Annotated in this window: 18 protein-coding genes; 15 read left to right on the top strand and 3 right to left on the bottom strand. The window is 62.7% G+C overall.

The window, feature by feature from the left end; genetic code table 11:
• Window positions 1-265 precede the first annotated feature (265 nt).
• From AC0L3E_RS08255 to AC0L3E_RS08245, 3 genes are all read left to right on the top strand, one after another.
• The gene (locus tag AC0L3E_RS08255; protein WP_473604590.1) at window positions 266-847 is read left to right on the top strand and encodes a VOC family protein; all 582 of its coding nucleotides are present in this window, start codon (window positions 266-268) and stop codon (window positions 845-847) included.
• 22 nt (window positions 848-869) lie between these two features.
• Entirely contained in the window at window positions 870-1,697 is an 828-nt protein-coding gene (locus AC0L3E_RS08250; protein WP_473604589.1) for a glutathione S-transferase family protein, read from the top strand.
• Between the two features lie 293 nt (window positions 1,698-1,990).
• Window positions 1,991-2,359 carry a hypothetical protein gene (locus AC0L3E_RS08245; RefSeq protein ID WP_473604754.1) on the top strand — a complete coding sequence of 123 codons (369 nt, stop codon included), beginning with the start codon at window positions 1,991-1,993 and terminating at the stop codon, window positions 2,357-2,359.
• Window positions 2,360-2,373: 14 nt separating this feature from the next.
• On the opposite strand, the gene AC0L3E_RS08240 is transcribed toward AC0L3E_RS08245, so the two are convergent.
• The gene (locus AC0L3E_RS08240) at window positions 2,374-2,586 is read right to left on the bottom strand and encodes a hypothetical protein (RefSeq protein WP_023810978.1); all 213 of its coding nucleotides are present in this window, start codon (window positions 2,584-2,586) and stop codon (window positions 2,374-2,376) included.
• A gap of 317 nt (window positions 2,587-2,903) precedes the next feature.
• Between AC0L3E_RS08240 and AC0L3E_RS08235 the strand changes: the two genes are divergently transcribed.
• Window positions 2,904-3,818 carry a DUF2865 domain-containing protein gene (locus AC0L3E_RS08235; protein ID WP_473604588.1) on the top strand — a complete coding sequence of 305 codons (915 nt, stop codon included), beginning with the start codon at window positions 2,904-2,906 and terminating at the stop codon, window positions 3,816-3,818.
• A gap of 124 nt (window positions 3,819-3,942) precedes the next feature.
• On the top strand, window positions 3,943-4,179 hold the full coding sequence (locus tag AC0L3E_RS08230) for a hypothetical protein (protein WP_013529265.1): 237 nt from the start codon (window positions 3,943-3,945) through the stop codon (window positions 4,177-4,179).
• Window positions 4,180-4,251: 72 nt separating this feature from the next.
• On the opposite strand, the gene AC0L3E_RS08225 is transcribed toward AC0L3E_RS08230, so the two are convergent.
• Window positions 4,252-4,602, bottom strand: coding sequence for a hypothetical protein (locus AC0L3E_RS08225; protein ID WP_128288233.1), 351 nt, complete (start codon window positions 4,600-4,602; stop codon window positions 4,252-4,254).
• A 168-nt stretch (window positions 4,603-4,770) separates the two neighbouring features.
• Here AC0L3E_RS08225 and AC0L3E_RS08220 point away from each other — a divergent pair, with 168 nt between their 5' ends.
• The 7 genes from AC0L3E_RS08220 (at window position 4,771) to phoB (ending at window position 16,032) form a co-directional block, all read left to right on the top strand.
• Complete coding sequence (locus AC0L3E_RS08220; RefSeq protein ID WP_473604587.1) at window positions 4,771-9,336, top strand: PAS domain-containing protein; 4,566 nt, start codon at window positions 4,771-4,773, stop codon at window positions 9,334-9,336.
• Between the two features lie 509 nt (window positions 9,337-9,845).
• The gene (locus AC0L3E_RS08215; RefSeq protein ID WP_127271977.1) at window positions 9,846-10,874 is read left to right on the top strand and encodes a PstS family phosphate ABC transporter substrate-binding protein; all 1,029 of its coding nucleotides are present in this window, start codon (window positions 9,846-9,848) and stop codon (window positions 10,872-10,874) included.
• A 96-nt stretch (window positions 10,875-10,970) separates the two neighbouring features.
• Window positions 10,971-12,437, top strand: a complete 1,467-nt coding sequence (gene pstC / locus AC0L3E_RS08210) for a phosphate ABC transporter permease subunit PstC (protein ID WP_128308851.1) — start codon at window positions 10,971-10,973, stop codon at window positions 12,435-12,437.
• On the top strand, window positions 12,434-13,750 hold the full coding sequence (gene pstA, locus AC0L3E_RS08205) for a phosphate ABC transporter permease PstA (RefSeq protein WP_127330389.1): 1,317 nt from the start codon (window positions 12,434-12,436) through the stop codon (window positions 13,748-13,750). Before pstC ends, pstA begins: the two co-directional genes overlap by 4 nt.
• Before the next feature lie 17 nt (window positions 13,751-13,767).
• The gene (pstB, locus tag AC0L3E_RS08200; protein ID WP_127267721.1) at window positions 13,768-14,592 is read left to right on the top strand and encodes a phosphate ABC transporter ATP-binding protein PstB; all 825 of its coding nucleotides are present in this window, start codon (window positions 13,768-13,770) and stop codon (window positions 14,590-14,592) included.
• Between the two features lie 26 nt (window positions 14,593-14,618).
• Window positions 14,619-15,326: a phosphate signaling complex protein PhoU gene (gene phoU, locus AC0L3E_RS08195; RefSeq protein WP_127267720.1), complete on the top strand. Its 708-nt coding sequence runs from the start codon at window positions 14,619-14,621 to the stop codon at window positions 15,324-15,326.
• A gap of 16 nt (window positions 15,327-15,342) precedes the next feature.
• The gene (phoB, locus tag AC0L3E_RS08190) at window positions 15,343-16,032 is read left to right on the top strand and encodes a phosphate regulon transcriptional regulator PhoB (protein ID WP_010911896.1); all 690 of its coding nucleotides are present in this window, start codon (window positions 15,343-15,345) and stop codon (window positions 16,030-16,032) included.
• A 16-nt stretch (window positions 16,033-16,048) separates the two neighbouring features.
• Here the strand turns inward: phoB and AC0L3E_RS08185 are convergent, their stop codons facing one another.
• Window positions 16,049-17,296 (bottom strand): ROK family protein, encoded by a 1,248-nt coding sequence (locus AC0L3E_RS08185; RefSeq protein ID WP_127267719.1) that lies wholly within the window; start codon window positions 17,294-17,296, stop codon window positions 16,049-16,051.
• A 270-nt stretch (window positions 17,297-17,566) separates the two neighbouring features.
• On the opposite strand from AC0L3E_RS08185, the gene xylF reads away from it, so the two are divergent.
• From xylF to AC0L3E_RS08170, 3 genes are all read left to right on the top strand, one after another.
• On the top strand, window positions 17,567-18,607 hold the full coding sequence (xylF, locus tag AC0L3E_RS08180) for a D-xylose ABC transporter substrate-binding protein (RefSeq protein WP_013529274.1): 1,041 nt from the start codon (window positions 17,567-17,569) through the stop codon (window positions 18,605-18,607).
• A 142-nt stretch (window positions 18,608-18,749) separates the two neighbouring features.
• A complete protein-coding gene (locus AC0L3E_RS08175; RefSeq protein WP_127267718.1) occupies window positions 18,750-20,102 on the top strand; it encodes a sugar ABC transporter permease in 1,353 nt (450 codons plus the stop codon).
• Between the two features lie 11 nt (window positions 20,103-20,113).
• On the top strand, window positions 20,114-20,914 hold the full coding sequence (locus tag AC0L3E_RS08170; RefSeq protein ID WP_127267717.1) for an ATP-binding cassette domain-containing protein: 801 nt from the start codon (window positions 20,114-20,116) through the stop codon (window positions 20,912-20,914).
• Window positions 20,915-21,014: the final 100 nt, after the last annotated feature.

The following is a 21,014-nucleotide window of genomic DNA, read 5'->3' as shown; positions in this document are numbered from 1 at the left end:
GTCGGCCGTCGGCCGGATCGTCGACCCTCAGCCTCCAAAAGCGTAGCGTGTACGCCCTTCCGATGTCCGGCATCGGAAATGCGGACGGCGCACTCTCGATCATTCGGCTTATCCGTTGCGTCGCTGCGTTCGTCGCTTCTGGCGCCGCGGGGCTGTTTGCATTAGCATCACGTCACGGATCCTGAAGCACGGTTCCAGCGGCGCACAGAACGCCGGATGCCGGGCAGATTCGCCGACCAGTTGATGCCGTGGGGGAGGAATGCCAATGCAGAAGCTGCAGCCGCAGGGCGTTCATCACATCACGCTGGTCGGCGCCGGGCGCCAGACCTCTATCGATTTCTGGGAAGGCGTGCTCGGCATGCCGTTCATCTTCGAACAGCCCAACCTCGACAAGCCGAGGGAAAGCCATCTCTATTTCGATCCCGGCGACGGCCGGCTGATCACCATCTTCACCGACGAGAGCCGCACACCGGAGAAACGGCGCACGCCGACCGATCCGGGCTGTGTCCACCACATCGCCTTTTCGGTGTCGCGCGTCACCTTCCTGCAGGCGGTCTCCCGGCTTGACGAGCGCGGCATCAAGCACAGCGGCGTCAAGGATCGCGGTTTCATGGATTCGATCTATTTCGAGGATCCGCTCGGCCTGCTGATCGAACTGGCGTCCTACCGCTTCGAACCGCCAGCGGGCTTCACCCACGCCGATGTGCTGATGGAAGCGCACAGGCTGCGGGTCGCGCGCGGCGACTACAACATCGCCGAAGTGCATCTCGCCGATGCGATCCAGGCGCTCGTCGAGCGTTCCCGCGCCACCTTGTCGGACGATCGGGCGCCGAAGAACCCATACTGAACAGACCAGAGGGAGGAACAAGATGGCCAAGACAGCGACGAAGACTGCCGGGAAATCCGCGGCGAAAGCTGCGGCAAAGCCAAAAGCCAAGGCGGCCGCCAAGCCTGCGGTGAAGGCGACGGCAAAAGCCGCGCCCAAGGCCAAGCCGGCCAAGAAGCCGGCGTTGAAGCTCAGCATGCTGAAGCCCAGCGTCAACAACATGACCGTGCGGGTGTTTGCGCGCGCGGCCGGTTTCGACCATGCCGAGACCGATGCCTGGGGCCACACCCGTTCGCCGGAGTTCATGGCGCGAAATCCCGCCCATTTGACACCGATGATCGAGGACAAGGGCCTCCCTAGAGGCGTGTTGTGGGAAAGCTGCGCCATCATGCAGTATCTCGCCAACAAGCACGGGCTGGAGAAATTCTATCCGAAGGCGCCGGCCAAGCGGGCGATGGTCGACAGTGCCATGTTCTACCTGATCGGCACGCTCTACCCCTATGTGGCACGCGCCACCTATCCGGCGCTCGGCTTCCCACAATATGCCGGCGAGGTCGGCCACAGCGACGCGCACCCCGACAGGAAGTCGGAGGCCCAGAAGGCGGCGATGGCGGCGATCGCCGAGCCGCTCGAAGTGTTTCACAGCTTCTTCAGGGACGGCAAGCCGTTCATCGGCGGCAAGAACCCGTCCATCGCCGATATCCGCCTGGCGGCGACGCTCGAATTCCTGGCCGTCGTCGACTATGCTTTGCCCAAGTGGGCGAAGGACTATGTGGCGGCGATCGAGAAGACGCTCGGCAAGGCCTATAGCGAGCCGGCCAGCGATGTGCGCGGCTACATCGCCCATGTGAAGTCGCAGGCCAAAGCCTGAGGTTAAGGATTCGTTAACCAAAGCCCTGTCTACTGCAGGCAATTCGCTTTCGGCCCGCGACCACGGATGTACTGGCGCAGAACGTCGTAGCGATAGGAAAGGTCGGCGCAATGCCGGCCTTTTTGCTGTTCGCACGCCATCGCCAAGTGCGATCTGGCACGCAGGCCTCGTCCAGTGTCGCTTTTTTGGCGTCAACTTTTGTCGAGAGATATTGTCATTGCCGGCCTTGGCCCTACCATCCATTTCGGCAGTCCGGCATGGATTGTCGGTCAGGCATGAGACGAGGGCTGGCGATGAAAAGCGTTGCGAGACGGATTGCGGTTGCGGGCGTGATGCTGGCGGCCGCTGTCGATGCTTCGAGTGCAGCCGAACTCAACACTATGGACGATGTCGGGGCAGCGATCCAGGCATGCTGGACACCGCCGGCGGACGCCGGGACCGCCAGCGTCACCTTGAGCTTCAGCTTCAAGCGGGACGGCACGCTGATCGGCCCGCCGAGGCCGACGGCCATTAAAGTGGATGGTGATGCCAAATCGAAGAAAACGTTTGTCGATGCCGCGACAGCGGCCCTGCAGGATTGCCTGCCCCTGACTTTCTCGGCGAAGCTGGCGCAAGGGATCGCTGGCAACGTGTTTACGTTGCAATTCGCCTCTCCCAAGTAAGCCTCGTTGTCGGGTCAGTGGTGACTGCGCCTGGCCTCGGCATGCCGGGCAAGATCGGGCGTCTCGAAGACGTAGTCGCTCCAGGCTGATTCAGGAACCTGGCCGGCCAGATAGCATTCCAGCAACAGGCTTTGCTCGGGATTGAGTGGCCTTGGCGCGCGCTGGTCCAGCCCCAGCGAGTGAAACAGGTTTCTTGTCAGGTCGGAGACGGTGAAGTGGATCGACATCTGCGTTCTCCCTTTGGTCCTTCAACGCGGAAGGCCCGACAAAGGTTTCGAACCCCTGGCGATAATGGCGCATTGATCTTGGTCCGTTGCGCTGCAGGTCCTCGGCGATGGTCAGGCTTGCGCTTTCTTTCGAGGTTCGTCTCAATCTTGAAATAAAAATGTAATATCGAATTTACATGAGGTGACGTAGTACAATAGACAATAGGTCATTCATGTCGAAATTCGTTAGATTATTAGGAACTACTCATGTAACCGAAGCTTGCTGAAGTCATGGACTCTAAATTCCAGGTTCTCCGCAAAAAGGACCAGTTGTCCCGATGATCCGTTTCTGGCCTTCCATGGTGATCGCATTTATTTCGCTGGCGGCAGTTTTGTTCGGTACGCTTTCGTCCTACGCGGACAGCTGCGGCGCGATCAGAAGCCAGTTGCTTTCGGCTGGCCGCAGCGGCGGGGCGAGCCCGGAGCTTGCCCAGTTGCGCCGGCAACTTGCAGCCATCCAGACTATCGAGAGACAGCGCCAGTGCACGGCGAAGAGTTCGCTTGGTGGTCTCTTCAACGCTTGCGCCGATCTCGCCAGGAGCCGCTCGGATGTGCAGCGCCGGATTGCTGCCGCTGGGAATTCGGGCCGCGACACAGCGGGCCTGCAGGCGCGCCTCGTCGCGCTTGGCTGTGCGCCTTCGGCAAAGCAACGGCCTGTGCGCGCCGCGCCCAGCACCCAATCGGCGAACACCACGTTCGCCGGCAATGCGATGCTGTTTTGCGTGCGTCTGTCGGACGGATATTTCTTCCCGGCGCCAAAGTCGCAATTCGCCGCCAGCGGCGATCTGAAGGAGACGGTCGATCAATGCCGTTACATCTGCGATGACCCCGGCGTCGACCTCTACACGTTGAACGACGCCAGCCTCGAAACCGACCAGATGACCGCGCTCGACACGCGCAAACCCTATACCGAGCTGCCGGCAGCCTTCAGATATCGCGATGATGCGAATTTCAAGGCATGCGACGTCAAGCGCTACTACCAGCGGGTCACCGAACTGCGAGCCAGGACCGTGACGCCCGCCAACATGCGCAACGCCATTATTCCGTTGCCGACGGCGAAGCCGGATCTCGGCACGGTTGCGGCCGTCCCCGGGATCGATGCCGAAGCCCCAGGTGCCGCCCAGCACCTTTCGATCGAGGCCGGCGAGCGGCCGGTGCGCTTGGTCGGCCCGGCATTTTTCCCGGCCGAATGATCGCCGGTCTTCCCCGATTTGCGATCACCGGCGGCGGCGTGCCTGCTGCTATGCGGCTGCGCGATCCGTCTGGAACAGAGGGGCGCTCACGGCGTTGTGATCGACATCAGCCGGGAGGAACGCCATGGCTACGTTCAGGGAAATGCGGGTGCTGGAGATCGTCGAAGACGACTCGCTGACCACCGAACAGAAAATCGCCGAACTGCGCGAGATCGAATCCGAGGCGCGTGGGTTGCAGCGGGCTGCCTCGGAGGGTCCAATGGACGACGATGACGGTTGGCAGGAAGATCTGCGTCAGGTTCGTCTTGCACTCGACAAGCTCGGAGCGAAGGAGCCGAAAAAAGGCGCTGCTTCCCTGTGAAAGCCCGTTCGCCGAGCTATCCGCGGATCGTGTTTGTTTGACCGAATCCCGCTTTTAGGACCAAGCTCCAATCTAATCGCAGACCATGCGAGCTCTCTTGCCAGGCTCGCTGATGTTCCTGCAGGTCAGCGACTTCGCCGGCGCCGATAGGGACGCCGACGCAGGCAACCTCGTCTGGTGCCGTTTCGGTGCGGCATGGCTGACCTTGCGCTCGGAAAAACGCCGGGGCGGCTGCGGCGCCACCGGAAAAGCGCCGTTTTCGACCTCGGATTGGCCGTAGTCGACATTCGGTGGCGGCCGATCCCAGATGCGCCGGACATCGAGCGGTCTCGGGATGACGACCGTGCCGTCATAACTGCGCGAGCAACCGCCGCCGAAAAGCAGCGCCAGCCCCATGAAAAAAGGCACAATCCGTCCAAGCATCAGCAATACCCCTGCCGTTGCTTATATAGCGGGTTCGACCCCGCCGACAACCGGGCGGAATGAAGCTAACTGACCGTTAAGGTTAGCGGATCCTTAATGCTTCTCGGGCACATTTTGCCGACGAACCGCGGAGGAGGGTTCGGCCTTGGTTTTCGGGGTGGGGACGGCATGGCGGAAGCGAACGAAACAATCAGCGCGCGCGGCAAGCGCGCGCCTCGCAGATCCACAGCGCATGGCGACGATGCATCATCGTCCGCCTCTTGCATGGATTCGAACGATGCGCTTCGCCAACTCGTCGAAGCCGGTTCCGACTGGGTCTGGGAGACCGACGCCGAACTGCGCTTCTCCTGGCTCTCGCAAAATTACCAGGCAGCCACCGGCATCGATCCGGCAAACGTGCTTGGCCGGTTCCGCTTCGACTTCCTCAATCAGGTCCTGAACGGCGATCGTAGTGGCGCCGCGCATTTGGAGGATCTGCAGGCGCACCGGCCTTTTCGCGACTTCGTCTACGAACTCAAGGGTGGCAGCGCCGACTGTCGCTGGGTCTTGACATCAGGCTTTCCGAAGTTCGACGACGAAGGAAGATTTGCCGGCTATCGCGGAATCGGCCGCAACGTCACGGCATTGGCCGGCGCCTTCAAGGGTCCGGGGCCGGAACCATCGGCCGACGGCGAGCCCGACCAGCATCTGGCCGACCTCGAGCGGACGATGGACGCCATGCACATGGGCGTCGTGCTCCTCGACGCCAGGCTCGACACGCTGATCGTCAACAAGGCCTATCGCGACCTCTCGAGGATTCCGGACGGCGCTGTCGGCGTCGGCGCTCCGTTCAGCCTGTTGATGGAGCTCAACCGCCGCAGCGGCATCTATGGCGACATCGACGAACGGCAATGGCAGCGCTACCTTGCCACTCGTCTCGAGGAGATTCGCGCCGGATCCGTCGCGCCGCGCGAATTTGTCCATGCCAACGGCAGGACGATGATGTTCTCGGTGACGGCGCTGTCAGGCGGCAAGCGGCTGTTGACCTATTATGAGGTCACCGAGATCAAGCAACGCGATGCGGAGATCAAAAGCGCGAACGCCAAGATCGCCGAGACCTTCGCCAGTCTCCGCACCATGGTCGACCAGATGCCGATCGGTGTCCTCGTCCTCGACGCCGATATGCGCACCGAGATCATCAACCGTGCTTTCTATGATTTCTGGCAGATCGACGCCCGGCGCGCCGAGATCGGCTGCAGCTTCCGCGATCTGATGGACGCCAGCCGCGACATCGATCCGTTTGGTGCCGACGATGCATCATGGCAGCGGCATATCGCCGAGCGCGAGGCGGAAATCAGGGCCGGGATCGCCGCGGCGCGGCAGTTCCCGCGCAATGACGGCCGCACGCTGATATCGTCGATGGCGCCGCTGGCCGGCGGCAAGCGGCTGATCTCCTATGTCGACGTCACCGACATGAAGGACCGGGAGGCCGAACTCGCCGACGCGCTGGAGAAAGCGCGGCTGGCGGAAGCGGTGATCAACGCCGTCAAGGATCCGATCTTCGTCAAGGACGACCATCTGCGTTTTGTCTTCGTCAACGAGGCGTTCGCGGCCCTGTTTGGCCAGACGCCGCAAGCCATGCTCGGCAAGCCCGGCGGCGATTTCCTCCCGACGAACGCTGTCGCGCTCTTCGAGCAGAGCGAACGGGAGGTGCTTGCAACCGGACGCGCTTACGAAGTGGAAGAAAACTTCGAGGCCGATGGCGCCAGCCGATCACGCGTCGTCAGGAAGAGCCGCGTCGGCATGGCCAGCGGCCGCAACTACGTTGCCGGCTTCCTGTTCGACATTTCCGACATGAAGCGACGCGAGACGGAGGCGCAGGATGCGCGCAAGCATCTCGCCAACGTGCTGGAATCCTTGCCGGCCGCCGTGATCATCTACGATCGCGACGACAGGTTCGTTTTCGCCAACCGCAAGATCCAGGATACGCTGCCGGCCTTGAAGCCGGCATGGCAGCCCGGCTGCACATTCCGCGAGGCACTCGTTCTGGGCCATGCGAACGGCTATTTCCGCGACAGCGGCGATCCACAAGTCGACCAGCTCTACGACAGCGACCATGACCGCTGGCTGGATGCGATCCTCGCCCGCTACCGCTTGCCCAATTCCTGCTACGAGCGTCATAACCCCGACGGCCGCTGGTACCAGGTCTACGACATGCGGACCGATGATGGCACCTTCATCGGTGTTCGCGTCGACATCTCCGAGATCAAGAGCCGCGAGGCGGCATTGCGCGATTCGATGCGCCAGATCGACCTGTTCCGGCACGTGATGGACGAGTTGCCGGTGGCCGCCTTCATCAAGGCGCAGGACCTGAGCATAGAATTCGTCAACAAGGCCTGGTGCGCGATCACCGGCTTGGCCAAGGAGGATGTCATCGGCCGCACCGACCGGCAGTTGTTCGGTGCGCAGGACGCCGATGGCTACAGCCATGACGACACGCAAGTCGCCGTGACGGGCGCCGTCAGGGAGGTCGAGGAACCCGTCACCCATCGCGACGGCACGGTTCGGCAGTTGATGACGCGCAAGAGCCGCCTGGTGACGCTGGACGGGTCGGTGCATCTGGTCGGTTCGAGCACCGACATCACCGACGTCAAGGCGCGCGAGCGTGCGCTGGAAGAGAGCATGCGCGAGAACGAGGTGTTCCGCAGCCTGATCGACAACGTGCCGGTATCGATCTACGCCAAGCGCTCCGATCTCCGGCAGTTCTATGTCAACAAGGGCTGGTCCGATCTCACGGGCTTCAGCAAGGAAGAGGCTATCGGCAAGACCGACATCGAGATTTTCGGGCCGGATGGCGAGGCTTTCGTCAATGGCGACCTCGCCGTGCTGCGCACCGGCGAAACCCAGGAGGTCGAAGAGACGGTGACGTTGGCCGACGGCAGCGTCAGGCATCAATTCGCCCGCAAGGGCGCGATGATCGCCTCCGACGGCTCGCTCTATCTGATCGGCTCGACCACCGACATCACCGAGCTGAAGATGCGAGAGGCGGAACTGCGCGAAGCGCGTCAGCGCGCCGTGCTCGCCGACCGCGCCAAGTCGGAATTCCTCGCCAATATGAGCCATGAGATCCGCACGCCGATGAACGGCGTGCTCGGCATGGCCGAGCTGCTGGCCAAATCGGACCTCGACCCGAAGCAGAAGACGTTTACCGACATCATCGTGAAATCGGGCAATGCGCTGCTCACCATCATCAACGACATCCTGGACTTCTCCAAGATCGATGCCGGTCAGCTGGTGCTCGATCCGGCGCCCTTCAATCTGGCCGAGGCGATCGAGGATGTGGCGACACTGGTGTCGACACGAGCCAAGGAAAAAGACCTCGAGCTGATCGTGCGTGTCGAACCTCGGCTCGAGAGCCTGTTCGTCGGCGATGTCGGCCGTATCAGACAGATCGTCACCAACCTGCTCGGCAACGCGGTGAAGTTCACCGATGAAGGCCATGTGCTGGTCGACGTCACCGGCGAGAGGGTTCCGACCGGAACGAAGCTGACGATCTCGGTCACCGATACCGGTATCGGTATCCCCGAGGAAAAACTGAAACTGGTGTTCGAGAAATTCAGCCAGGTCGACACCTCTTCGACGAGGCGGCACGAGGGAACCGGCCTCGGTCTTGCCATCACCTCGCGGCTCGTCGAGCTGATGGGCGGCGACATCGGGGTCGAAAGTGCGGAAGGCAAGGGCTCGACTTTCTGGTTCTCGGTGACGCTGCCGAGGGCCGGACAGCAGAACGGACAGCGCATCATGCCGATCGACGTGACCGGTGCGCGTGTGCTGATTGTCGACGACAATGCCGTCAATCGGGCCATCCTGACCGAACAGATGACATCGTGGACGTTCGATTCCTGCGCGGCCGAAAGCGGCGCCGAAGGCCTCAAGGTACTGATCGCCGCCGCTGCCTATGGTGTCCCGGTCGATTGCGTCGTGCTCGACTACCAGATGCCTGGAATGAGCGGCGCCGAAATGGCGCGGATCGTGCGCAGCACCGCCGGCCTTGCCGGCACGCCGATCATCATGCTGACCTCGGTCGACCAGTCGCTCGCCAACACCAGCTATCGCGATCTTGGCATCGATGCCCAGCTGATCAAGCCGGCGCGCTCCTCGGTGCTGCTGGAAACGCTGGTCGCCACCATCCAGCGGCATCGCCACAACACGAGCGGCAGCGACGCGCAGCCGCTCGCAGCCGACGTCGCTACGGGTTATGTGATGCGGTCGCAGCCCTCGGCACCGTCCGAACAGCGGGCGCTGCTGCAGCCGCCTTCGATTCGCCCCCGGCCACCGGTGGCGGCTGGCGGCGACAGGCTGGATATCCTGGTGGCCGAGGACAATGAGGTGAACCAGATGGTGTTCACCCAGATCCTCGGCGAGACCGGTTATGGTTTCGAGATCGTCGGCAATGGCCGCAAGGCGCTCGACGCCTTCGGCAGGCTCAACCCGTGCATGATCCTGATGGATGTCTCCATGCCGGAGATGAACGGTCTCGAAGCAACCGCCGCCATTCGCCGGCTGGAGGAAGAAACCGGCACGCATGTGCCGATCGTCGGCGTCACCGCGCATGCGCTGAAGGGCGACCGCGAGCGCTGCCTGGAGGCAGGCATGGACGACTATCTGCCCAAGCCGATCAGTCCCCGGGCGTTGCTCGAGAAGGTCGAGCGCTGGGTCGGCGCCAGCCTGCAGGCGCAGCGCAACGCCGGCTAAGGCCGGCTCTGCCCGAGTACCGGGAATACGGCGAAGATTCGCGCCCCTGTCAGCGGCCAAGACTATGGTGCGATCGCACCATATGAAAGGCGGCATCCAGCCGAGACAATGGCGACATTCGAATTCCGCTCTTCCCAGTTACGGGCGGGAGCAGCGACCGCCGGCATGAGACAGCGTCAACCTACCCCAACGGACCTGTTTTCGGCGATGGCCCGGCCACGACACCGTCTGGCTGAGAGCAACGCGCTCCCGTCCGGCTTTTCTTCATAAAGGCCGGCTGATCCCCAAATCGCCGGCCAGCCTCGACCGAATCGAGCAAGTCCCTGATTCCGGTGACAAAGCGGGGCTGCGTCGGGAGTGCCGGCCAGGCGGCATTCTGCTCATCCCGATGACGCGTTACCGGGGTGACATCAAACTGTCATGCGACTGTTATAATCGAAGGCTATTGGCCTCAGCGGGCGCCGACTGACGAGCGCCGAGAGACCATCTTCCGAACAGGAGCAGGCCACATGAAGAAATTCCTCTATACGGCGTCGGCCGCTGCGCTTGCGCTCGCCGCGACGTCCGGCTTCGCCGCCGCGCGCGACCAGATCCAGGTCGCCGGATCATCGACAGTGTTACCTTATGCCAAGATCGTCGCCGAGCAGTTCGGCGAAACATTCACCAACTTCAAGACCCCGGTCGTCGAATCCGGCGGCAGCGGCGCGGGCATCAAGGAATTCTGCAAGGGCGTCGGCGAAGATACCATCGACATCGCCAACTCGTCGCGTCCGATCAAGGCGGACGAACTCAAGTCCTGCGCCGACGCCGGCGTGAAGGAAGTCCAGGAAGTCCGGATCGGCTATGACGGCATCGTCTTCGCCACCGACATCAAGGGCCCGGATTGGGCGCTGGTTCCCGCCGACATCTACAAGGCGCTGGCGGCCAAGCTGGTCGTCGACGGCAAGCTCGTCGACAATCCGAACACCAAGTGGAGCCAGGTCAATCCGAAGCTGCCCGACTGGGACATCGCCGCCTATATTCCGGGCGAAAAGCACGGCACGCGCGAAGTGTTCGAGACCAAGCTTCTCGATGCCGGCTGTGACAAGGCTGCTCTCAAGGCCGCCGGCATTGCCGACGACAAGGAAATCGGCAAAACCTGCATCGCCATCCGCAAGGACGGCAAGGCCGTCGACATCGATGGCGACTATACCGAGACGCTCGCCCGCATCGACTCCAACAAGACCGGCGTCGGCGTGTTTGGCCTCGCCTTCTATGAGAACAATGCCGACAAGCTGAAGGTCGCCACCGTGGAAGACGTCGTGCCTTCGACCGAGACGATCGCCAGCGGCAAGTATCCCGTCTCGCGCCCGCTGTTCTTCTACGTCAAGAAGGCGCATCTGGGCGTCGTTCCCGGCCTCAAGGAATATGTCGAATTCTTCCTTGACGACCAGATGGTTGGCCCGGAAAGCCCGCTCGCCGAATACGGCCTCGTTGCGGCTCCGGATGCCGAGCGTCAGGCCCAGCGTGACGCTTTCGCCGCCGGAAAGTCGATGTAATCAGCTGCCGAACCGGGGTGCGGGCCAAATCCCGCGCCCCGGTTTCATCGCAGGCCGCAATGGCGGCTGCGTAAGAATTTCTCTTGGGGTGGGTCCATGTCGTCCTTGCTCGTACTGGCCATCGTCGTTGCCGTCGGCCTGGTTGCCTTTTTCATCGGTCGGCAACGTGCCGCGGCCCAGGACAATGGCAAGGTCAAGCCGCATTCGCGCGCCCACTATCATGGCTGGTGGGCCTTCCTGCTCGCCGTTCTGCCTGCTCTTTTGCTGCTTGCCGTCTGGACCGTCGGGTCTTCCGTCTATCTGGACCGACACATTCACACTGCCTTGCCCGAGCGCACCGTCGACAGCAAGGTTGCCAGTGAGGCACTGGATGTCAGCCTCGTAAAGAGCCTCGCCAGGGGCCTGCGCAAACTTGATGCAGGCACACTGGCCGCAATGCCTGCCAGCTTTGCCGAGCTGCAGCCGCTGCTCGCCGCCAAGGGTGTGGCACTGGCGAGCGACACGCAGGATTACATGATCCCGATCGCCATCGAGGCGAACAAGGTCCAGGACCGGCTCGGCCTGTTCGGCGCCATTGTCATTCTCGTTTCCTCGATCGCCGGCGCCTTCTATGCGCTCAGGCAGATCGAGCCGCGCGCCAGGGCCCGCAACAATGTCGAGAGGCTGATGCTGTGGGGGCTGCTTGCCGCCTCCACCATCGCCATCCTGACCACCATCGGCATCGTGCTTTCGATGCTGTTCCAGACGATCACCTTTTTCGAAAGCGTCTCGCCGATGAGTTTCTTCTTCGGCACCGTCTGGGATCCGCGTTTTGCCGCTGCCGGTTCGGGCGGCAGCCAGGGCCAGTTCGGTCTGATCCCGCTTCTTGCGGGCACGCTCTACATCGCCGCCGTCGCGCTGCTGGTTGCGGTGCCGGTCGGGCTGATGTCGGCTGTCTACATGGCCGAATATGCAACGCCCAAGGTGCGCTCGGTGGTCAAGCCGGCGCTTGAACTGCTGGCCGGAATACCGACCATCGTCTACGGCATCTTCGCCGTCGTCACGCTTGGGCCGTTCCTGCGCGACCTGTCCGCGGCGCTGACCGGCGGTTCGCCCTTCATCCAGGGCCAGAGCATCTTCACCGCCGGCCTGGTCATGGGCGTCATGCTGATCCCGGTCGTGTCCTCTCTTTCGGACGACATCATAACCGCGGTGCCGCGCGCCATGCGCGACGGGTCGCTTGGCCTCGGCGCGACCCGCTCCGAGACGATCAAGCGGGTGATCCTGCCGGCTGCACTGCCCGGCATCGTCGGCGCCATCCTGCTGACCGCCTCGCGCGCCATCGGCGAAACGATGATTGTCGTGCTGGCGGCGGGCGTCGCCGCCAACCTCACCATCAACCCGTTCGAGGCGATGACGACCATCACCGTCAAGATCGTCAACCAGCTCACCGGCGACCTCGAGTTCAATTCGCCGCAGACGCTGGTCGCCTTCGCACTCGGCCTGACGCTGTTCGCGCTGACGTTGGTGATGAACATCGTCGCGCTCTACATCGTGCGCAAATATCGGGAGCAGTACGAATGACCGACATTTCCATGGATACGATGGTCAGGGCGGCGGCCCATCCGCGCCGCGACATCGGCCTGAAGGCCCGTTACGCCGCCGAACGCCGTTTCCGCATCTATGGCGTCGTGGCGATTTCCGTAGGCCTGGCGTTCCTGGCAATCATGCTGATCACCATCGTCTCGAAAGGCTACACCGCCTTCTGGCAGACGACGGTATCACTGCCGATCTCGTTCGACGAGAAGGTGATCGATCCTTCCGGCAAGCGTGCAACCGATCCGAGCGTTCTGATCAAGGCAAATTATCCCAGGCTCGCCGAAAACGCGCTTGTGGCCAAGCTCGGCATCTCTCCTGATGACAAGCCGATGATCCAGAAGCTCAAGGGCTTCCTGTCGGAAGGCGCCCGCGTCCAGTTGCGCGACATCGTTGCCGCCGATCCGTCCGTGATCGGCACGACACGCAACGTCAACATCCTCGCCGCCGCCAATCTCGACTCGGCTTTCAAGGGCCAGATCGACCTCAGTGTCGAGGAAGCGCGACGCAAGGTCTCGGACCAGCAGATCACCTGGATGAACAAGCTCAAGGCCGAGGGCGCGATGGCCGAGCACTTCAACAGCGGCCTGTTCACCTACGGCGCCTCCAGCCGCCCGGAAACCTCGGGCATGGGCGTGGCGATCATCGGCTCGTTTTATATGATGGTGATCGTGTTGCTCCTGGCGCTGCCGATCGGCGTCGCCGCCTCCATCTATCTGGAGGAGTTCGCCAAGAAGAACCGTTTCACCGACCTTATCGAGGTCAACATCAACAATCTGGCAGCGGTGCCGTCAATCGTCTTCGGCTTGCTCGGCCTCGCGGTGTTCATCAATTTCCTGGGCATGCCGCGCTCCGCCGCTTTCGTCGGCGGCCTGGTGCTGACACTGATGACGCTGCCGACGATCATCATCGCGACGCGCGCTGCACTTGCCGCGGTGCCGCCGTCGATCCGCTCGGCGGCTCTCGGTCTTGGCGCCTCCAAGATGCAGATGGTGTTCCAGCACATCCTGCCGCTTGCCGCACCCGGCATCCTCACCGGCACCATCATCGGTCTAGCGCGTGCGCTCGGTGAAACCGCGCCCCTGCTGCTAATCGGCATGGTCGCCTTCGTCGCCGATCCACCGACGACGCCTTTCGATCCGGCCACCGCGCTGCCGGTGCAGATCTATATGTGGGCGAACGAGGCCGAGCGCGCCTTCGTCGAGCGCATGTCGGGCGCGATCATCATCCTGCTCGTCTTCCTCATGGCCATGAACATCACCGCGATCGTGCTTCGGCGTCGGTTCGAGCGGCGCTGGTAGAAAAAAGGCATTTTGGTATGAACATCATGACCGAACAGTCCCTTGAAAACGCAGTGGGCGATAAGATGAACGCCAAGTCGAACGAAGTGATCAAAATGCGCGGCGACAAGGTCGGCGTGTTCTATGGCGAGAAGCAGGCGCTGTTCGATGTCAATCTCGACGTCCGCCTGAATCAGGTGACGGCGCTGATCGGCCCTTCCGGCTGCGGCAAGTCGACCTTCCTGCGCTGCCTCAACCGCATGAACGACACCATCGATTCCGCGCGGGTAACCGGCAAGATAACGCTCGACGAAGAAGACATCTACGACAAGAACATCGATGTCGTCGAACTCAGGGCGCGCGTCGGCATGGTGTTCCAGAAACCCAATCCGTTCCCCAAGTCGATCTACGAGAACGTCGCCTATGGCCCGCGCATCCACGGATTGGCCAAGCGCAAGGCCGACATGGATCAGATCGTCGAGTCGAGCCTGAAGAAGGCGGCAATCTGGAACGAGGTGAAGGACCGTTTGCAGGAACCTGGCACGGGTCTTTCCGGTGGCCAGCAGCAGCGTCTGTGCATTGCACGCGCCATCGCCGTGTCACCCGAGGTGATCCTGATGGACGAACCGTGTTCGGCGCTCGACCCGATCGCCACTGCTCGCGTCGAGGAACTGATCGACGAACTGCGCCAGAACTATACGATCGTCATCGTCACCCATTCGATGCAGCAGGCAGCGCGCGTGTCGCAGCGCACCGCGATGTTCCATCTAGGCTATCTGGTCGAGGAGGGCGCCACCGACAAGATGTTCACCACCCCCGACGACAAACGCACCCAGGACTACATCACCGGCCGGTTCGGCTGAGCTCAGGCATATGAGGGACGAAGATCATGGGTGAACATACCGTTGCATCTTTCGATGAGGATCTGGAGCAGATCAGCCAGCTGATCCGCGACATGGGCGATCTCGCCCGCTCGATGGTCAGTGGCTCGACCAAGGCTTTGCTCAATTCGGACAATGCGCTGGCGCAGCGCGTGGTTTCCGACGATGCCATCATGGATGCCCGCCAGCGCGAGCTGGACGATCGCGCCATCACGCTGATCGCCAAGCGCCAGCCAATGGCCAACGATCTGCGTGCGGTGGTCGGTTCGATCCGCATGGCCGGCGACCTCGAGCGCATCGGCGACCTTGCCAAGAACATCGCCAAGCGCGTCGGCACTGTCGGGCTGAGCGTCACGCCGCACGATCTTTCGCATTCGATCGACGCGATGGCGCAGCTGGTGCTGATCCAGGTGCAGGGGGTCGTCGACGAGTATGCCGCCGCTGACGCGGCAGCGCTTGCCACGCTCAGAAACAATGATGAACGCATCGACGTCAAATACACCTCGGTGTTCCGCGAGCTGCTGACCTACATGATGGAAGATCCCCGCAACATCACGGCGTGCACGCACCTGTTGTTTTGCGCCAAGAACCTCGAGCGGATCGGCGACCACGTGACCAACATCGCCGAAAATGCCTACTATGTTTTGACCGGCACGCAGCTGCCAGCCAATCGTCCGAAGCAGGACGAGACGGCAATGTCCGCGCCAGCGGCATAACAGGGGTGACCAGCCGATGATCGCACCACGCATCATGGTGGTGGAGGATGAGGAGCCGCTAGGCGTGCTGCTCCGCTACAATCTTGAATCCGAAGGTTACCAGGTCGAGGTGGTGACGCGCGGCGATGAGGCCGAAATCCGGCTGCAGGAGAACGTTCCCGATCTTCTGGTGCTCGACTGGATGGTGCCTGCGGTTTCGGGCATCGAACTCTGCCGGCGCCTGCGAATGCGTCCCGAGACCGAGCGGCTGCCGATCATCATGCTGACCGCGCGAGGCGAGGAAAGCGACCGCGTGCGCGGCCTGTCGACCGGCGCCGACGACTATCTGGTCAAGCCCTTCTCGACGCCGGAGTTCATGGCCAGGGTCAAGGCGCTGCTGCGCCGGGCCAAGCCGGAAGTGCTGTCCAGCGTGCTCAAGGTCGGCGATATCGTGCTCGATCGCGAGTCGCACCGTGTCTATCGCAAGAAGAGCGAGATCCGGCTTGGGCCGACGGAATTCCGCCTGCTCGAATTCATGATGCGCCATCCAGGCCGCGTGTTCTCGCGCAGCCAACTGCTCGACAATGTCTGGGGCGAGACGATCTACATCGATGAGCGCACGGTCGACGTGCATGTCGGCCGGCTGCGCAAGGCGGTCAACAATGGCCGTATGCCTGATGTCATCCGCACGATCCGTGGGGCCGGATACGCCATCCGAGAGGACTGAACTCCCTCGTTTGAACTCACGCCACGTTCTTGCCGCCGAAACCGGATCTCGCCTGCACGCCCGGCGCAAAAATCTCCTGATCGACGAAGATCAGCGCCCGCATGGCGCAGCCTTCGCGGATCAGCGGCAGTTCGTTCGGCTCGGTGTCGAAAGAAATCGATTTGGAATGCTGGCCGCCGGCGGTCTGGGCAATCGCTTGCCGCAATGCCGGCTCGATCAGGTCGAAGGCGGCGGCGCTGACACCGACCATGGCGACCGGCGCCGGATCGATCAGCGCGAACAGGCTGCCGAGGCCGTAGCCGAGCGCTTCGCCGGCCTTGCGATAGGCTTCCCGTTCGGGTCCGTCACCTTCGCGGGCCGCGGCAGCCAGGGCGCGCATGTCGGCGTCGCTGACATCGGCAACGGGTTCTGCATCCTCGCCCATCTGCCTGGCGTTGCGCCAGATGGCGTAATTGCCCGCATAGGCTTCGACGCAGCCGCGCCGTCCGCAGCGACATAGCGCGCCGTTCGGCCGATGGATCATGTGGCCGAATTCGCCGCCCGAAGAATGGGTGCCGGTGAACAATTCGCCCTTCAGCACCAGTCCCATGCCGATGCCATGCGACAAAAGGATAGCGATGAAATCGTCGCGGTAACGATCGGGGTCGCGCCAGCGCAGCGCCACCGCCATCATGTTGCAGTCGTTCTCCATTATGGCAGGGATGCCGAACTCGTCTTCGAATATGTCGGCGAAGGCGATGTCGGTGTGCGGCGTGATCGGCGACCACAGCATGGCGCGGGCACGGGTGTCGGTGATGCCCTGGATGGCCAGCGCGATGCGGGCGATGCTGCGCACGTCCAGGTCGGGATCTGCCAGGCGGCGCCGCACGATGGCCGTGCATTCCCCGATCAGCGACTCGCGCGACATCGTCAGCGTGTCCAGCCGGCGCTGCTCCTCGGATATTACCTGGCCGGCATAGTCGATGACGGCGACGGAGAGGAAGTTCAGCGACAGCACCACGGTCATTACCGCGGCCGCTTCCGGATTGAGACTGAGGCCGACCTGCGGCCGGCCGCGTTTGAGCGAGCCGGCCTCGCTCGGCTTGCTTTCGGTCAGGATGCCTTCGACGATCAGGTCGGATGAAATCGCCGAGATGGTCGAATGGCTGAGGCTTGTGGTCGCGGCAATCTCGGTTCGCGACGGCTGTCCGGCGCGGCGCACTGCCGCGATCACCATGGCGCGGTTGCGGCGGCGCAGATCGTCGTGGCGGATTCCGACCGACATGTTCTTTCATATCCTCCCGGTCGCCGCGGTTCCTCCTGCCCCTGGAACGCTGTCGGTGACGCCGGTAAATACTGGCAGAAGCTGCAGGCCGTGTCATTTATTTATTCCGAGACTCGAAAAAAACTCGAAATGACATCAAAATCCATCAGAATCGATGTTGACAGCGTTCGGGCGTTGGCCCAGTATTTTTTCGAGGCTCGAAAAAATAGAGCCTCTGTGCCGGCCCTCGGGTCAGTTTGGTCGCGCCATACGCGGCGCAGGGAGGATAATATGAAAAGATTCACGGCCGCCATCCTGGCGGGTGCCGCCATGTCGCTGACGCTCGCGTCTGTCGCGCAGGCGAAGGACAAGGTTGTCGGCGTTTCGTGGTCCAACTTCCAGGAAGAACGCTGGAAGACCGACGAGGCCGCCATGAAGACGGCGATCGAGGCCGCCGGCGACAAGTACATCTCCGCCGATGCGCAGTCCAATCCCGGCAAGCAGCTTACCGATGTCGAAAGCCTGATCTCGCAGGGCGCCAATTCACTGATCATCCTGGCGCAGGATGCGTCGGCCATCGGCCCGGCGGTGCAGAAGGCGCTGGACGAGGGCATTCCGGTCGTCGGCTATGACCGGCTGATCGAGAACAAGGACGTCTTCTATCTGACCTTCGACAACAAGGAAGTCGGCCGCATGCAGGCCCGCGAAGTGTTCAAGGTCAAGCCGGAAGGCAACTACGTCTTCATCAAGGGCTCCGGTGCCGATCCCAATGCCGACTTCCTGTTCTCGGGCTCGATGGAAGTGCTCAAGGAAGCCATCGACAGCGGCAAGATCAAGAATGTCGGCGAAGCCTACACGGATGGCTGGCTGCCCGCCAACGCCCAGAAGAACATGGAGCAGTTCCTGACCGCCAACGACAACAAGGTCGACGCGGTGGTCGCGGCCAATGACGGCACTGCCGGTGGCGTCGTCGCGGCGCTGACGGCTCAAGGCTTGGCCGGCACCGTGCCGGTCTCGGGTCAGGACGGCGACCACGCCGCGCTGAACCGCATCGCCCTCGGCACGCAAACCGTGTCGGTGTGGAAGGACGCGCGGGAGCTCGGCAAGAATGCCGCCGAGATCGCCTCGCAACTGGCCGACGGCAAGAAGACGAGCGACATCGCCGGCGCCAAGGACTTCACGACGCCGGGCGGCAACACCGTCAAGTCGCTGTTCCTGACCCCGGTTGCCATCACCAAGGACAATCTCAACGTCGTCATCGACGCCGGCTGGATCAAGAAGGACGAAGTCTGCGCGGGTGTCGCCGCCGGCACCGTGGCGGCCTGCAACTGATCCGTACCACTTTGCAATATCTGAACGCCGCGGCCCAAAAGCCGCGGCGTTTTCTCAAAGAATTGTGTTTCCGCATCATGCGGATAGCTTCTAGGCTGGGCTCCGGCATGCGTGTCAGACGGCCAGCCGGTGGGAGGAAACCATGACCGATACGACGTCAAACCCGCAGACCGATACGGCGCGCGCGTCGGAACTCGGCGCCGTCGCCCGGTTCCTGAAGGCGACCGAGATCGACACCCGCATGCTCGGCATGATCGGCGCGCTGCTGGTCATCTGGATTGGGCTGCATGTCATTTCCAGCCTGCGCCTTGGCGTCAATCCGCTCGATTTCGACAGCCGCACCTTTCTCACGCCGCGCAATCTGTGGAACCTGTCGGTGCAGACATCCGCGGTTGCCATCATGGCCTGCGGCATGGTGCTGGTCATCGTCATGCGCAACATCGACCTGTCGGTCGGTTCCGCCGAGGGCCTGATCGGCATGGTGATGGGATTTGCCCAGGTGCATTTCCTGGTGCGCTTTGTCGGGCTCGAACTCGGCAACCCGTGGATCTGGGTCCTGGCACTGGTCATCGGCCTGGCGCTCGGCCTGTTGATCGGCGCTTTTCAAGGCTTCGTCATCGCCTATCTCGAAGTGCCCGCCTTTATCGTGACGCTGGGCGGCCTGCTGGTCTGGCGCGGTGCCGCCTGGTGGGTCACTTCAGGCCAGACCGTGGCGCCGCTTAACGCCACTTTTCAGCTGATGGGCGGTGGGCCGGCGGGATCGATCGGCGCGACCTGGAGCTGGGTCGTTGGGATCGTCGCCTGCCTCGCCGTGGTGTTTGGGCTTTTCAACGGGCGGGTGCAGCGCAAGCGTTTCCGGTTTCCGCTACGTCCGATCTGGGCCGAGGCGCTGCTTGGAGTCGTCACCTGCGGCGCCATCATGGGTGCGGTCTGGCTCGCCAACTCCTACCCCTGGCCGATCGGCATCGTGAACAGATATGCGGCCGCCAACAACATCACCGTTCCCGAAGGCGGCCTGTTCATCGCCCACGGTATCGCCATACCGGTGCTGATGGCTGTCGCCGTCGGGCTGGTCATGACCTTCATCACCAACCGCACCCGTTTCGGCCGCTATGTGTTCGCCATCGGCGGCAATCCCGAGGCGGCCAATCTCGCCGGCATCAACACGCGATGGATCACCATGAAGGTGTTCATGATCATGGGCGTGCTGGCCACGATTGCCGCGGCGATCTCCTCGGCCCGGCAGAATTCGGCCACCAACGTGCTTGGAACGCTCGACGAACTGCTCGTCATTGCAGCCGCCGTGATCGGCGGCACGTCGCTTGCCGGCGGATCGGGAACGATCATCGGCGCCATGCTGGGCGCGCTGCTGATGCAGTCGCTGCAGTCCGGCATGGTGCTGCTCGGCGTCGACTCGCCGCTGCAGAGCATCGTCGTCGGGGCCGTACTGGTCATCGCCGTGTGGCTCGACACCGTCTATCGCAAGCGCGTCTAGGAGGGCATGCCATGAATGACAAGACTGCTCCTGCAGCCACCGCGCTGATCGACATGAGGAACATCTCGATCGCGTTTGGCGGCATCCGCGCCGTCGACGACGCCTCGATCGATCTTTTCCCCGGCGAGGTCGTGGCGCTGCTCGGCCACAATGGCGCCGGCAAGTCGACATTGATCAAGATCCTGTCCGGCGCCTACAAGCGCGATTCGGGCCAGATCTTCGTCAACGGCGAGGAGGCATCGATCTCCAATCCACGCGACGCCAAGAAATACGGCATCGAGACGATCTACCAGACGCTGGCGTTGGCCGACAATGTCGACGCCGCCGCCAATCTGTTCCTCGGCCGCGAGTTGATGACCGCCTGGGGCACGCTCGACGACGTTGCCATGGAGGCCGAGGCGCGCAAGGTGATGGGTCGGCTCAATCCCCGCTTCCAGCGCTTCAAGGAGCCGGTGATCAAGCTGTCGGGTGGCCAGCGGCAATCGGTGGCGATCGCGCGTGCGATCCTGTTCAACGCCCGCATCCTGATCATGGACGAGCCGACGGCGGCGCTTGGTCCGCAGGAAACGGCGCAGGTCGGCGAACTGGTCAAGCAGCTCAAGTCCGATGGCATCGGCATCTTCCTGATCAGCCACGACATCCACGATGTGTTCGAGCTTGCCGACCGGGTCTGCGTCATGAAGAACGGCCAGGTCGTTGGCACCGCCCGCACCACCGATGTCACCCAGGACGAGGTGCTGGGGATGATCATTCTTGGCAAATGCCCGCCGGGCGCCATTCCAGGACCGGGCGCGCTGAAGATCGCAGCCTGAGATCAAGCCAGCTCGCCGTTGCCGGACACGTGATATGCCAGCCGTAAGGATGGCTTGGCCTTGGCATTGTGTTGGCACGGCGACTTGCCCATAAAGGTCC

It is taken from the genome of Mesorhizobium sp. WSM4822 (genome assembly GCF_055811155.1).
The sequence above is the reverse complement of the archived record's forward strand: the minus strand, read 5'-3'. Positions and strand labels throughout refer to the sequence as shown.

Bases quoted from the DNA above. Each gene is read 5' to 3' on its own strand.
- AC0L3E_RS08250 (WP_473604589.1), top strand. From the start codon at position 870: ATGGCCAAGACAGCGACGAAGACTGCCGGGAAATCCGCGGCGAAAGCT.
- AC0L3E_RS08240 (WP_023810978.1), bottom strand. From the start codon at position 2,586: ATGTCGATCCACTTCACCGTCTCCGACCTGACAAGAAACCTGTTTCAC.
- AC0L3E_RS08220 (WP_473604587.1), top strand. From the start codon at position 4,771: ATGGCGGAAGCGAACGAAACAATCAGCGCGCGCGGCAAGCGCGCGCCT.
- AC0L3E_RS08235 (WP_473604588.1), top strand. From the start codon at position 2,904: ATGATCCGTTTCTGGCCTTCCATGGTGATCGCATTTATTTCGCTGGCG.
- AC0L3E_RS08215 (WP_127271977.1), top strand. From the start codon at position 9,846: ATGAAGAAATTCCTCTATACGGCGTCGGCCGCTGCGCTTGCGCTCGCC.
- AC0L3E_RS08255 (WP_473604590.1), top strand. From the start codon at position 266: ATGCAGAAGCTGCAGCCGCAGGGCGTTCATCACATCACGCTGGTCGGC.
- xylF (WP_013529274.1), top strand. From the start codon at position 17,567: ATGAAAAGATTCACGGCCGCCATCCTGGCGGGTGCCGCCATGTCGCTG.
- phoU (WP_127267720.1), top strand. From the start codon at position 14,619: ATGGGTGAACATACCGTTGCATCTTTCGATGAGGATCTGGAGCAGATC.
- AC0L3E_RS08225 (WP_128288233.1), bottom strand. From the start codon at position 4,602: ATGCTTGGACGGATTGTGCCTTTTTTCATGGGGCTGGCGCTGCTTTTC.
- phoB (WP_010911896.1), top strand. From the start codon at position 15,343: ATGATCGCACCACGCATCATGGTGGTGGAGGATGAGGAGCCGCTAGGC.
- pstB (WP_127267721.1), top strand. From the start codon at position 13,768: ATGAACATCATGACCGAACAGTCCCTTGAAAACGCAGTGGGCGATAAG.
- AC0L3E_RS08230 (WP_013529265.1), top strand. From the start codon at position 3,943: ATGGCTACGTTCAGGGAAATGCGGGTGCTGGAGATCGTCGAAGACGAC.
- AC0L3E_RS08170 (WP_127267717.1), top strand. From the start codon at position 20,114: ATGAATGACAAGACTGCTCCTGCAGCCACCGCGCTGATCGACATGAGG.
- AC0L3E_RS08245 (WP_473604754.1), top strand. From the start codon at position 1,991: ATGAAAAGCGTTGCGAGACGGATTGCGGTTGCGGGCGTGATGCTGGCG.
- AC0L3E_RS08185 (WP_127267719.1), bottom strand. From the start codon at position 17,296: ATGTCGGTCGGAATCCGCCACGACGATCTGCGCCGCCGCAACCGCGCC.
- pstA (WP_127330389.1), top strand. From the start codon at position 12,434: ATGACCGACATTTCCATGGATACGATGGTCAGGGCGGCGGCCCATCCG.
- pstC (WP_128308851.1), top strand. From the start codon at position 10,971: ATGTCGTCCTTGCTCGTACTGGCCATCGTCGTTGCCGTCGGCCTGGTT.
- AC0L3E_RS08175 (WP_127267718.1), top strand. From the start codon at position 18,750: ATGACCGATACGACGTCAAACCCGCAGACCGATACGGCGCGCGCGTCG.